Genomic DNA, 12,400 nt, shown 5'->3' with positions numbered 1-12,400 from the left:
TGCCGCGGCGGCGACGAGAATGCGGACGGCACGCAGCGTCAGCCGCAGCGCGAACCTCCCGTGCCGCGCGGCACCGGGGTTGATCGTGGTTTTCACTGGAGTCCTTCCGGCATGACGAGCAGTGCGAGAAGCCGTGCACGCACGGCCACCCGGTACATTCTGGTTGTTCATATTGCCCGCTGCATGCAGTTCCTGTTCACTACCGAAGGTTGGTGTCGCCGGATGGGGTTGGCCGCGTCGAGGCGGATGCTGGCACGGGTCGTGGTCGTCACGGCCCTCGGCCTGGTTGTTTCCTGTGGAAGCGACGATCCGGGCCCGACGATAGCGGTCGGCGCGGGCGATTCGATGGAATCGAATCTGCTTGCGCAAATTTATGCGGGCGCGTTGGCGCGGGCCGGTGCGCGCACCTCGGTCACCGCCGATCTCGGTGGTCGGGCGGACTATCTGGCCGCATTGGACGCGGGCACGGTGACGGTGGTCGGCGACCAGAGCGGCGAATTTCTCACCTTTCTGAATGCCGATGCGCAGGCGCGCAAGCCCGAGGTGACGACCGATGTCGCGGACAAGTCCGCATCGGTTCGACTGTCGGTGACTGAGGAGTTGAACCGGTCGCTGCCGGAGGGGCTCGCGGTCTCCGATCCGGCCGATGGCACCGATATGCGGGCTCGGGTGCTATTGACCGAAGCTGCGGGCAAGGACGTGCGGTCGCTCGGCGCGCTCGCACCCCGGTGTGGCGAAATCCAGGCCGGGGTGGCACCGGTGCCCGGTGTGCCGCAAACGGCGCCCGTGCGGATTTTCGGTTGTGACTTCGCCGCTACCAGGCCTTATCCCGATGCGACGGCGCTGCGAAAGGCATTGCTGGACGGTGAAATCCAGGCCGGAATCCTGACCGGGCCGCCCGCGCTGGTTCCCGGTGCGACCGATGGGCTGACCGTCCTCGCCGATAACGACTACGCGGTGCGGGCCGAGAATGTGCTCGCGGTGTACCGCAAAGGTCTGCTCGACGATCGGCAAATCAAGAAGCTGAACTACGTCTCGGGTGAGCTCACCACCGATGAGTTGGCGCAGATGATCGGCAAGGTCCGCGAAGGTGCCGCTACCGCAGAGGTGGCACGCACCTGGTTGGACAACCACGCCCTGTAGAGAATCTCCTGGTCACGACGGCCCGGGCGGTTTGCGCCCGGGTCGTTTGCTATGTCGCCGATCACAATTCCGCTCGATGTCGCGGGCTTGTGGCCGGACTGTTCCTCGCCGTATATTCCACGTGGAGTATTTGATGTGGAGTATGTCGGTGGCCATGGCTATCGTGCTCCGAGGATTCGATCTCGCATCCGCGAGTGTTGTGCAGGAGGTGACCGAAAATGGGGGAGCATGCGCGCCCGTCGGTGACGCCATTGGCGATCGCCGTGCTCGCGCTGCTCGACGAGCGGCCCATGCATCCCTACGAGGCGTATCAACTGCTGATCGCCCGTCGGGAGGACATCCTGGTCAAGGTGCGGCCGGGTTCGCTCTATCACACGGTGACGCGGTTGGCCGACCAAGGAATGGTGCAGGCCGAAGGGGTCGACCGGGACGGGAATCGGCCGGAGCGCACCACCTACCGGATCACCGAAAGCGGCCGGGCGGCATTGCGTTCCCGCATCGCCGAGATCCTGCGCAATCCCGGACGGGAATACCCGGTTTTCCCGGTCGCGCTCGCGGAGGCGCACAACCTGCCCGCACCGGAAGTGCTCGCGCTATTGCGGGAGCGGGTCGAGCGGTTGGCGCAGGACCTCGCCGATGTCGAGATGATGAGCCAGTGGGCGGGTGTGCACGCCGTGCCGCGTCGCTACTGGATCGTGCTCCCGTATATACATGCCACCGTCGCGGCCGAAATCGCGTGGGTTCAAAACCTCATCACCGAACTCGACAGCGGCGAGATGGAATGGGACGAATTCGACCCGGCCACCGGCGTCCGCATAACCGAACACCAGCACCCCTGGTCCGACCAGGACCGTTCCGAACCACCCCCGGTGCCGCGCCGCTGGAACGAAACCAGCGCGTCACCGCCCTGATGAGTACCGATGTGCACCGCCGCCGGTACAGACATCCGAGATAGGAACCAAATCCATGACCACTCAACGCAATCCGTGGCTAGCGCTATTCGCGCTGGTCGTCGGCTTCTTCATGATCCTGCTGGATATGACGATCGTCGCGGTCGCCAATCCGGCGATCATGCTGGATCTGCAGGCCGATATTTCCCAGGTCATCTGGGTGACCAGCGCCTACCTGCTGACCTATGCGGTGCCGCTGCTGGTCACTGGTCGGCTCGGTGATCGCTACGGGCCCAAGAACCTGTACCTGGTCGGTCTGGCCGTATTCACCGCCGCCTCGCTGTGGTGCGGTCTGTCCGGATCGATCACCATGCTGATCGCCGCGCGTGCCGTACAGGGTCTCGGCGCCGCGCTGATGACGCCGCAGACCATGGCGGTGATCACCAGGACCTTCCCGCCGGATAAGCGCGGTGCGGCCATGGGTCTGTGGGGCGGTGTCGCCGGTCTTGCCACACTGGTCGGCCCGATCCTCGGCGGTGTGCTGGTCGACGGGCTCGGCTGGGAGTGGATCTTCATCGTCAATGTTCCGGTCGGCGTCGGCGCCTTCGCGCTCGCGGTCTGGTTGGTTCCGGCGCTGCCGACGAATGAGCACAAGTTCGACATTCCGGGTGTGGTGCTCAGCGGAATCGGTCTGTTCCTGCTGGTCTTCGGTATCCAGGAGGGCAATACCTACGACTGGTCGCTGCGCATCTGGCTGATGATCGGCGCGGGTGTGGTTGTGCTCGCGGTATTCCTGGTGAATCAGTCGCGCAATGCCGGTGAGCCGCTGCTGCCGTTGGGGCTGTTCCGTGATCGCAACTTCGCGCTGTCGAATGTGGCCATCGCGACCATGGGGGCCGCGGTCACCTCGATGATGGTGCCGGGGTACTTCTACCTGCAGGCGGTGCGGGAGATGTCACCGACCAAGTCCGCCCTGGTCTTCGCGCCGATGGCGATCGTCACCGGTATCTTCGCACCGATCATCGGCAAGTTCTCCGACAAGTTGCATCCGCGCATCGTGCCGACGCTCGGATTCATCGGATTCTCGGCCTCGATCTTCTGGTTCGCTGCCGCGATGACGCCGCATTCCTCGCTGGTGTGGTTCCTGCTTTCGGCCGCGCTGGCCGGTATCGCCAACGCCTGCATCTGGGCGCCACTGGCTTCCACCGCCACGCACAACCTGCCGATCCAGCAGGCCGGCGCGGGCGCGGGTGTCTACAACACCACCCGCCAGGTGGGTTCGGTACTCGGTAGCGCCGCGATCAGCGCCTTGGTCTCGGCCCGCATGAGCGCACATGGCCTCGGCGGCGGCAAGATCTCCGAAGGCGGTGCGGGCCAAGGCCCCATCCCCGAATTCGTCAAGGACGCCTTCAGCACTGCCCTCAGCCAAGCCATCCTGCTCCCCGCGGGCATCCTGGTGGTCGGCGTAATCGCCTCGGCCCTGTTCATCCGCCACGGCCAATCCGCCGCAACCGGTCCGAAGACCGATCTGGCCAAGGTCGACACCGTCGGCGTCTGAGTCGTCGGTATTGCGCCCCGCGGGCCGATCGGCCCGCGGGGCGCAATGCGCTTATCTCGTCGGCGAATTCGGCTCAGCCGACGGTGACTGTGGTGGAGGGGTAGCCGGTGGCGCCGTCGGGGACTACCGGGGCGCGGGCTTCGGTTTGAGTTTCGCCGGTGCCGTCGGTGGCGCGGGCACGGATGGTGTGCGGGCCTGGGGTGGCGTTCCAGTCGTAGACCCACTGGCGCCAGGTGTCGATGGATTGTTCGGTGGACAAGCGGGCGGGTTGCCATGGGCCGTTATCGATTTGGACTTCGACGGCGCGAATGCCGCGATGTTGGGCCCAGGCGACGCCTGCGATGGCGGTGCTACCCGGTTGCAGTTTGGCGCGGGAGCGCGGGGTGTCGATGCGGGTGCCAGTTTTGATCGGACCGTAGGCGGACCAACCGCGGCGGGTCCAGTAGGCGGTGGCGCGGTCGAAGCGGGTGATCTCGAGTTCGGTCACCCATTTGGTGGCGGAGACGTATCCGTAGAGGCCGGGGACGACCAGGCGGGCCGGATAGCCGTGTGCGACCGGGAGCGGCTCGCCATTCATGCCGACGGCGAGCAGCGCATCGCGGCCGTCGGTGAGCACGGCCAGCGGGCTGCCCGCGGTGAAACCGTCGATGCTGTGCGACAGGACCATATCGGCGTCCGGATGCGGTCCGGCTTCGGCGAGTAGTTCGTCCAGGCGGTAGCCGCGCCAGCGGGCATTGCCGATCAGATCGCCGCCGACCGGATTCGATACACAGGCCAGTGTCACCAGTTGCTCGACCGGTGTGCGCTTGGCGAGATCATCCCAGCTGAGCTGGATTTCGTGATCGACCATCCCGTGGATCCGCAAGGACCAATCGTCAACGGAGACCTGCGGCAGGATCAACGCGGTGTCGATCCGATAGAAGTCGCTATTGGACGTCAGATATGGGGTCAGCCCCGGCAATTTCAAATCCGCATCGGGTGCGAGCGAAACGGTCGGTCCGCTCGGTTCCGGCAGCTGAATCGCCGCCCGCTCCCCGGAAACATCCCGCCGCTGCGCCCCGATCAGTCGCCCACCCACCCCGCTGAGCAGCGCCAGTCCACCCGTAATCGCAATGCCCCGCAGCACCTGTCGCCGCCGCGCAACCGGCTCTGCCGTCGAAGCCGTAGGTTCCTTCTTCTGCGCTGCGGCAGTCGAACGGGCCGCCGGCAACTCCGACGCGGCCGCCTTCGCACTGCTGCTCGACGCTAGTTCTTCCGCAGGGACCGAACTGGCCTCAGGGATCTCCACCGTGCCCTGGTCGGTCGAGTCTCGGTGGTCGGCAGTCGGTTCCGGTGCCGCCGATGACGACGCTGCCGGGCTCTCCCCAACTTGCTCGGCCACCTCGTCGGTCCTGCTGCGCGCGGCCGAGGTGTCGGTGCTGGACGAGTCGGCTCGGATGGCCGTGGTTTTCGGTGTTGCGGACTCGGCCCGAGCCTGCGGCCCGACCGATTGGTCTTCGCCGGGGGCGGCTTCGGGTGCGGTGCCCACTGGCAGGGGCGTTTGCGCGGCGGCCGCCGCGTCGTCGATGCGGGCCGTCAGGGCGCGCAGAGCGTAAATGCCTGCGGCAATGCCGATTACGGTGGGCCAGGCAGCGGACAATCCGGCGCGGCCGAAGGCAATGGCCGCGGTGAGCAATCCGAGGGCGGTCAGAAGCCAGGATCCGCGAGGGTGGTCTGTTCGTTCGATGACTCCGATGAATCCGGCGACCAGTACGGCCACCAGTGCCATACAGACGAACAAGAGGGTCTTGTCATTGGTGCCGAAGGTTTGGATGACCCATTCGCGCAGGCCGTCCGGGGTGTGGTCGATGACGGTCGAGCCGAGAGCGTTCGGGGGTGCGCTGTCGGGGCCGATGAAGGCGGCCACGAGCTCGGCCACGCCGAGCGCCAAACCGGCGGCGACAATGCCCGCCGCCACCCGAAAGCGCAGTTCAGCCATGGTCCGAGCCTACTGCCGGGTGCGGTCGGGGAGTATGACCATTCGGTGACGTGCACGTCAGTCCGCGGACTTGTGCCGCTGGTAGTAGCGGGCGACGCGGACCCGGTTGCCGCAGCGTTCGGCCGAGCACCAGCGACGGCGCGGGTGGGCGGGCAGGAACAGCAGAACGCAGTCGTCGGCCTCGCAGCGCTTCAGCTTGCCGATCGACGGATCGGCGAGCAGGTCAGCGGCGGCTTCGGCTACCACTGCGGCCAGCTTCTCGGCCGTCGTGCCATTGCGGCGCATGGTCGCGATCACCGCATCGCCGTCCCACTCCAGCTGTCGGATCGCGGGTGCGGCGGACTGTGTGGCATTGAGTCCGCGCAATGCATCGACGGGCGGGTGGCGATCGTGGAGCAGTGCGTCGAGGACGGCGCTGATGTGGTCGCGCGCCGCATGAACGGCAGCGAGGTCGGCGGAAGTGGGATGCGCAACCGCCAGCTCCGGAAATCGTTCGGCCTGCAGCGCAAGCCAATTCGCGAGGTCATCCGGGGTCGCTAGCAGATCGACACCGGTCGGCCGGGTATTGACCAGGTCCAGTGCCAGCGGCTCGCCGATCAGCAGAGCTTCACTCATGGAACTAATGGTACGTCGAGCAATTGACACATTAGAACTCGATACGATAGAACTAATGCAACATCACGGGAAGAAAGCATGTGAAGTCATGATCGAGCTGCCAGCAATCCAGCACCGCCACATCGATGTCGACGGTGTCGAGGTCCACTACCGTGAATCGGTCCCGGCCCGTGCGGATGCGCCGGTGCTACTGCTGCTGCACGGTTTTCCGTCGGCCTCGCACCAGTTCCGTAGGCTGTTCGATGTGCTGGGCGCGCGGTACCGGTTGATCGCCCCGGACTACCCGGGCTTCGGAAACACCACCGCACCAGCCGATTTCGACTACTCCTTCGACCGACTGGCCGATGTGGTCGAGGGTTTCGTCGAGCAGCTCGAACTGCGCGAGTTCGCCATGTACGTCTTCGATTTCGGCGCTCCGGTCGGCTTCCGCATCGCGCTGCGCCACCCCGAACGGGTCAGCGGACTCATCGTTCAGAATGGCAATGCCTACGAGACCGGACTATCGGATCTCGCTCGCGACTTCACCGCACTGCGTCCCGAGGACGAAGGAGCGGAAGACACGATTCGCGGCCTGCTCACGCTGGAAGGCACCCGCGGTCAGTACGAACACGGCGTCCCCGACCCGACCGTGCTCAGCCCCGAATCGTGGATCCTCGATCAGTATTTCCTCGACCTACCCGGCCGCAAGGAGGCCCAGGTAGCCCTCGCTTTCGACTACAAGTCGAATGTCGCCGCCTACCCCGAATGGCAGCTGTGGCTGCGCAAGTACACCCCGCCCACCCTCATTGTCTGGGGCTCGAACGACCCCTTCTTCCCGGAGCCCGGCGCGCACGCCTACCTCGCCGACCTCCCCGATGCCGAGCTGCACGTCTTCGATACCGGCCACTTCGCCCTGGAGACACATCTGACCGAGATCGCGCCGCTCATCGCCGACTTCCTGGACCGCCTCCCCAACTGAACCAAAAGCGAAGGCGCCGTCCGCAATTCGCGGACGGCGCCTTTGCAAACCCAGCGTCAGCTGTAGATCTTCTCCACCTCGGACGCGTACTGCTTCATCACAACGGCCCGCTTCAGCGACATCTTCGGCGTCAGCTCACCGGTCTCCTGGGTCCAGTCGACGGGCAGGATGCGGATCTTCTTGATCGCCTCGGCATGCGAGACCTTCTTATTGGTCTCCGCGACCGCCGCATTGACCTCCGCGACCAGCGCCGGATTCTCGATCACCTGCTCGATCGGGGTCTCGACGGGCAGATTGTTGCGTTCCTTCCAGCCCGGCAGTGCCTCCGGATCGAGAGTGATCAGCGCGCCGACGAAGGGCTGTCCGTCGCCGACCACCATGACCTGGCTGATCAGCGGGTGGGCGCGCAGCGAATCCTCCATCAGACCGGGGGAGACGTTCTTACCGCCCGCGGTGACGATGATTTCTTTCTTGCGGCCGGTAATGGTGACGTACCCGTCGCCATCGATGGCGCCCAGGTCACCGGTCTTGAACCAGCCGTCGGTGAACGCGTCCTCGGTGGCGTCGGCATTGCCCCAGTAACCGTTGAAGACAACCGATCCGCGCAGCAGCAGTTCGCCGTCTTCGGCGATCTTGACCGCATGGCCCTCGATCGGCTTGCCGACGGTGCCGACGCGAATATTGCCAGGAGTGTTCACAGTGACCGCCGCAGTGGTCTCGGTGAGGCCGTAACCCTCGTAGATGGTGACGCCGACGCCGCGGAAGAAGTGGCCGAGGCGCGCACCGAGCGGTCCGCCGCCGGAGACCGCCGCCTCACACTGACCGCCGAGCGCGACCCGCAGCTTGCTGTAGACGAGCTTGTCGAAAACCGTGTGCTTGAGCTTGAGCACCAGGCCGGGACCACCGTTGTCGACGGCCTGACTGTAGGCGATGGCGGTCTCGGCGGCCGCGTCGAAGATCTTGCCCTTGCCGCCGTCGTGCGCCTTCTGCTTGGCGCTGTTGAACACCTTCTCGAACACGCGCGGCACCGCGAGGATGAAGTGCGGGCGGTAGCTGCCGAACTGTTCGACCAAGGTGGACCAGTCGGCGGTGAACGCGACAATCACCTTGGCGTCGAAGGCCGCCAGCGTGACAGCACGCGCGAAGACGTGCGCCAGCGGCAGGAACATCAGCGTCTTCTTGCCCTCGGCGACGTACCTGTTCAGCGCGATCCGGTCGGACTTCGACTCCGCGTACAGATTCGAATGCGAGAGCATGACGCCCTTGGGGCGGCCGGTGGTGCCCGAGGTGTAGATCAGGGTGGCCGGGGACTTGGCATTGACCTCGGCGCGGCGCGCGTGCACAGTCGCGTCGTCGAGGTCGGCGCCACGCGCGATCAGCTCGTCGACCGCACCCTTGTCGATCTGCAGGGTCTCCCGCAGATCCGGCAGCGCGCCCGCCTCGATCTCCTCGATGACCTTGCGGTGCTTATCGCTGTCGACCACCAGCAGCTTGGTGGCGGAGTCCTGCAGGATCCACTTGGCCTGTTCGGCGGCCGAGCTGTCGTAGATGGCGACGGTGCAACCACCGGCGGCCCAGATGGCGAAGTCGAGCACCACCCACTCGTAGCGGGTCGGGGCCATGATGGCGACGCGGTCGCCGAGCTCGAGACCGGAGGCGATGAGTCCCTTGGCCACATCGGTGACCGTTTTGGCGAATTCCGCGGCCTTGACTTCCCGCAAGCCGCCACCCTGTGACGCTCCCTCTTGGGTGACGTTGAACAGCACCGCGCCGGGCGACTGCTCGGCATGCCGGAAGACGTTATCGGAATTGTTCGCGTCTTCCGGGATGGTGTAGGAAGCCGGGACTTCGAACTCTCGCATCAGTGCCCTTCCACGTGGGTTTACTCGCCAGTAATCTACGACACCTGTGACCGGGACGTCAGCTCGGCCTGCTCGCAGATCTATCCTAAGTCGCGGATCGAGACCGGTTGGACGGCTTCTCGCAGGAAATCCGCCAGTTCGGTCAGTGCGGCGGCCGCGGGACCCACGAGCGCGGCCTGCAGCTGCGCGACGTGCCATAGCCCATTGCTCTCAGTAAAGCTGGCATGTACGCCCGCCGCCCGCAACGCCGTCACGAATTCGACACATTGCGGATGCAGCAACTCGCTGACATCGACCTGCACGTAGGTCGGCGGCAAACCCCGCAGTTCACCATGTAGTGGTGCGTAGCCGGTGTCCTTGCCGTCCCCATCGCCCAGATAGGCCGCGGCGCACGCGCGCGACCAAGCTCGGTTGATCACCAGATCCCGGAACTTGTCCGGGGCCTGATTCGGGTCGACCCACGGCGCGATCAGACCGAGCGCCGCGGGGGTGTAGCCGTGTTCGGCGATGAGCCGCTGTGCGGTGGCAAGCGACAGTCCGCCACCTGCCGAATCGCCCGACAGCGCGATCTGATCGGGCCGGTAGCCGATATTGCCGACCAGCTCCAGGAAGGCCGATTCGGCATCCTCGAGCCCGGCCGGGAACGGGTGCTCAGGTGCCAGTCGGTAGTCGAGAACATAGACGGCGCAACCGGTTTCGTGCGCCAGCCGGGCGGCCAGCGAGCGATGTGTCGCCAGTGATCCGACCGCGTAGCCGCCGCCGTGCAGGTAGAGCACCGCGCCCGCGTTCAGGTTCGGCCTGGCCGAGCCCGCGGTGATTCGTTCTGCGGGTCGACCGCCGAGGCGGAGTCGGTGCACGGTCGTGCTCGATGGCAGAAACTGTGCGCGCGAGCCGATTTCGAGCAGCAGCCGCTGCGTCCGCCAGGGCAGTCGCGCGTTCAGCGAGACCCGGAAGATCGGACCCAGCAGCGCCCGCGCTACGGGTAGCGGAAGGTTGATGTCACGCATGGGTTTTCCTCGATTCCACGCGCTGGTTCAGGGTAGGAAGGGGCGGTTCACCGCGGCGGCGATGCGCTGGTAGCCGGAGGCGGTGACTCGGACGAACAGGTCGAGCACCTTGGCCTCCCAACCGATCAGCACGCGGCCGTGTCCCTTGCGGACGCCCTCGGTAATGGTCTGCGCGGCCATTTCCGGTGTGTGAATAGCCAGCTTCTTGTCGAAAAGCGATGCGGCGCTCTGGCTGTCGATGCCCTCGGCGTAGGTGGCGTTGCGGGCCACGGCGGTCTTGATGCCGCCGGGATGCACACAGGTCACCTTGACCGGATGCTTGCTTACCAGCATCTCCTGGCGCAGCGATTCGGTGAATCCGCGCACCGCGAATTTGGCTGCGTTATAAGCACTCTGGCCCGGGACCGCGATGAGACCGAACAGACTGGAGACATTGACGACGTGTCCGTCGCCGGATTCGATCAGCAACGGCAGGAAGGCCTTGGTGCCATTGACGACGCCCCAGAAGTCGACGTCCATGATGCGCTCGATGTCCTTGAACTCCGAGCGGATCACCTCGCCGTGGTAGGCGATGCCTGCGTTGTTGTAGATCTGGTGCACCTTGCCGAAGTGCGCTTTCACGGCGTCGGCATACAGCAGTACTGCTGCACGCTCGGTGACGTTCAGCCGGTCGGATTTGATCTCGGCCCCGTACGCCTCGCAGCGGCGGACGGTCTCTGCCAAACCGTCGGTGTCGATATCGGAGAGCGCGAGCTTGGCGCCGCGCTTGGCGAGGTTTTCGGCGAGGGCGCGGCCGATGCCGGAACCTGCCCCGGTGATCACACAGACCTTGCCCTTGAAGTAAGCGTCATTGCTCACTGTGCTGCCACCACTTTCAGATCGTTTCGGAAGCTTTCGACGCTAGTTGTCTCATAGGCGGAGACGTCGAAATTCTTTGTAATCCTGCGGAATTCGAAGGTGAAGTCCGGCCAGAGCGTCGTGTTGTTGCCGTGCTTGTCCAGGTACCAGCTGGCGCAGCCGCCGGTACTCCATACGCTCTTCACCAGTTTGCCCTGCAGATCCTTGTTGTAGGCGTCCTGCGCCGCGCGCTGCACCTCGACGGTGCGCAGGCCGAGGCGGTCGATGGTGGCCAGGGCGTCGGCGATGTAGTTGATCTGCGATTCGATCATGTACACCATCGAGGTGTGGCCGAGGCCGACATTCGGGCCGAGCAGGAAGAACATATTGGGGAAGTTGGCGACGGCCGAACCCTTGTAGCCCTGCTGGCCGATCTCGTCGAATACCTCCGCCAGCGTGCGACCGTTCTTGCCCGAGATGGCGTTGTAGGTCGGCGAATCCGTGACGTGGAAGCCGGTCGCGACGATGAGTGCGTCGATTTCGCGCTCGGTGCCGTCTTTGGTGACGATGGAGTTGGCGCGTATCTCGGCGATGCCGTCGGTGACCACGTCCACATTCGGGCGGCTCAGCGCCGGATAGTAGTCGTTGGAGATCAGCATGCGCTTGCAGCCGATCCGGAAGTTCGGGGTGACCTTCTTGCGCAGCTCCGGATCGCGAATCTCCAACTGCAGCTTGGCTTTTGCGATCAGTTCGAAGGCCCGCATAAGTGCTGGAACCTTAGCGAGGCCGACGACCTGGGTTTCGCGTGTGGCGTAGATGGCGGCGCGGGATAGTCGCTGGAAGCCCGGGATGTGTCGGAAGGCAAGGCGCTCCGGCAGAGTGTAGGGGCGGTCCATGCGGGGCAGCAGCCAGGGCGCGGTGCGCTGGTAGACGTCCAGGTGCGCGACCCGCGGTGCGATGGACGGCACGATCTGGATGGCCGAGGCGCCGGTGCCGATGATGGCGACGCGCTTGCCGGTCAGATCGGCGTCGTGGTTCCAGCGGGCCGAGTGGCAGATCTCGCCCTCGAATTCGTTGATGCCCTTGATATCCGGGAGTGCGGGCTCACACAGCGCGCCGACCGCGGACACCACGGTGTCGGCGGTGAACCTGCCCTGGGTCGATTCGATATGCCAGAGGTTGGTGGCGTTGTTCCAGCGGGCCGCGGTCACGTCGCAGTTGAACAGGTGTTTGTCGAGCACGTTGTATTCGCGCGCGACGCCCTGGATGTACTGCTGGATCTCGCCCTGCTTGGAGAACGAGCGCGACCAGTTCGGGTTCGGTGCGAACGAGTACGAGTACAGGTGCGACGGCACGTCGCAGGCCGCGCCCGGGTAGGTGTTGTCGCGCCAGGTGCCGCCGACATCGCTTCCGCGTTCCAACACGAGGTAATCGTTGCGGCCTTGCTTGCTCAACCGGATTGCCAGGCCCAGACCAGCGAAACCGCTGCCGATGATGATGGTCTTGACATGGCGGCTGCCGACAGCTTTGTCTGTAACCTTGCGACTCATAT

The 12,400-nt window shown here is 65.2% G+C and carries 10 protein-coding genes; 4 read left to right on the top strand and 6 right to left on the bottom strand.

Features of this window, described 5'->3' with window-relative positions:
* The first annotated feature begins 183 nt into the window (after positions 1-183).
* From AB0J47_RS12395 to AB0J47_RS12385, 3 genes are all read left to right on the top strand, one after another.
* On the top strand, positions 184-1,143 hold the full coding sequence (locus AB0J47_RS12395; protein WP_364344291.1) for a glycine betaine ABC transporter substrate-binding protein: 960 nt from the start codon (positions 184-186) through the stop codon (positions 1,141-1,143).
* A 218-nt stretch (positions 1,144-1,361) separates the two neighbouring features.
* A complete protein-coding gene (locus AB0J47_RS12390; protein WP_364344288.1) occupies positions 1,362-2,054 on the top strand; it encodes a helix-turn-helix transcriptional regulator in 693 nt (230 codons plus the stop codon).
* 55 nt (positions 2,055-2,109) lie between these two features.
* A complete protein-coding gene (locus AB0J47_RS12385) occupies positions 2,110-3,591 on the top strand; it encodes a DHA2 family efflux MFS transporter permease subunit (protein WP_364344285.1) in 1,482 nt (493 codons plus the stop codon).
* 73 nt (positions 3,592-3,664) lie between these two features.
* Here AB0J47_RS12385 and AB0J47_RS12380 read toward each other — a convergent pair whose 3' ends face one another.
* Both AB0J47_RS12380 and AB0J47_RS12375 read right to left on the bottom strand, forming a co-directional pair.
* Positions 3,665-5,569 (bottom strand): sulfite oxidase, encoded by a 1,905-nt coding sequence (locus tag AB0J47_RS12380; RefSeq protein WP_364344282.1) that lies wholly within the window; start codon positions 5,567-5,569, stop codon positions 3,665-3,667.
* 57 nt (positions 5,570-5,626) lie between these two features.
* Entirely contained in the window at positions 5,627-6,184 is a 558-nt protein-coding gene (locus tag AB0J47_RS12375; protein WP_364344279.1) for a CGNR zinc finger domain-containing protein, read from the bottom strand.
* An 88-nt stretch (positions 6,185-6,272) separates the two neighbouring features.
* On the opposite strand from AB0J47_RS12375, the gene AB0J47_RS12370 reads away from it, so the two are divergent.
* Entirely contained in the window at positions 6,273-7,142 is an 870-nt protein-coding gene (locus AB0J47_RS12370; RefSeq protein WP_364344276.1) for an alpha/beta hydrolase, read from the top strand.
* Between the two features lie 56 nt (positions 7,143-7,198).
* Here the strand turns inward: AB0J47_RS12370 and AB0J47_RS12365 are convergent, their stop codons facing one another.
* The 4 genes from AB0J47_RS12365 to AB0J47_RS12350 form a co-directional block, all read right to left on the bottom strand.
* Positions 7,199-9,004: a long-chain fatty acid--CoA ligase gene (locus AB0J47_RS12365; protein WP_364344273.1), complete on the bottom strand. Its 1,806-nt coding sequence runs from the start codon at positions 9,002-9,004 to the stop codon at positions 7,199-7,201.
* Between the two features lie 80 nt (positions 9,005-9,084).
* A complete protein-coding gene (locus tag AB0J47_RS12360; protein ID WP_364344270.1) occupies positions 9,085-10,011 on the bottom strand; it encodes an alpha/beta hydrolase in 927 nt (308 codons plus the stop codon).
* Between the two features lie 27 nt (positions 10,012-10,038).
* Entirely contained in the window at positions 10,039-10,869 is an 831-nt protein-coding gene (locus tag AB0J47_RS12355) for an SDR family NAD(P)-dependent oxidoreductase (protein ID WP_364344266.1), read from the bottom strand.
* Complete coding sequence (locus AB0J47_RS12350) at positions 10,866-12,398, bottom strand: NAD(P)/FAD-dependent oxidoreductase (RefSeq protein ID WP_364344263.1); 1,533 nt, start codon at positions 12,396-12,398, stop codon at positions 10,866-10,868. Before AB0J47_RS12350 ends, AB0J47_RS12355 begins: the two co-directional genes overlap by 4 nt.
* Positions 12,399-12,400: the final 2 nt, after the last annotated feature.

Source organism: Nocardia sp. NPDC049737, assembly GCF_040674755.1.
GTDB lineage: Bacteria > Actinomycetota > Actinomycetes > Mycobacteriales > Mycobacteriaceae > Nocardia.
Note: the sequence above shows the minus strand (reverse complement) of the source record. Positions and strands in the feature narration are given on the sequence as shown.

What these genes read in the sequence shown, in the direction of transcription:
- AB0J47_RS12350 (WP_364344263.1), bottom strand. Translation starts at nt 12,398, where the DNA reads ATGAGTCGCAAGGTTACAGACAAAGCTGTCGGCAGCCGCCATGTCAAG.
- AB0J47_RS12380 (WP_364344282.1), bottom strand. Translation starts at nt 5,569, where the DNA reads ATGGCTGAACTGCGCTTTCGGGTGGCGGCGGGCATTGTCGCCGCCGGT.
- AB0J47_RS12395 (WP_364344291.1), top strand. Translation starts at nt 184, where the DNA reads ATGCAGTTCCTGTTCACTACCGAAGGTTGGTGTCGCCGGATGGGGTTG.
- AB0J47_RS12370 (WP_364344276.1), top strand. Translation starts at nt 6,273, where the DNA reads ATGATCGAGCTGCCAGCAATCCAGCACCGCCACATCGATGTCGACGGT.
- AB0J47_RS12365 (WP_364344273.1), bottom strand. Translation starts at nt 9,004, where the DNA reads ATGCGAGAGTTCGAAGTCCCGGCTTCCTACACCATCCCGGAAGACGCG.
- AB0J47_RS12360 (WP_364344270.1), bottom strand. Translation starts at nt 10,011, where the DNA reads ATGCGTGACATCAACCTTCCGCTACCCGTAGCGCGGGCGCTGCTGGGT.
- AB0J47_RS12385 (WP_364344285.1), top strand. Translation starts at nt 2,110, where the DNA reads ATGACCACTCAACGCAATCCGTGGCTAGCGCTATTCGCGCTGGTCGTC.
- AB0J47_RS12390 (WP_364344288.1), top strand. Translation starts at nt 1,362, where the DNA reads ATGGGGGAGCATGCGCGCCCGTCGGTGACGCCATTGGCGATCGCCGTG.
- AB0J47_RS12375 (WP_364344279.1), bottom strand. Translation starts at nt 6,184, where the DNA reads ATGAGTGAAGCTCTGCTGATCGGCGAGCCGCTGGCACTGGACCTGGTC.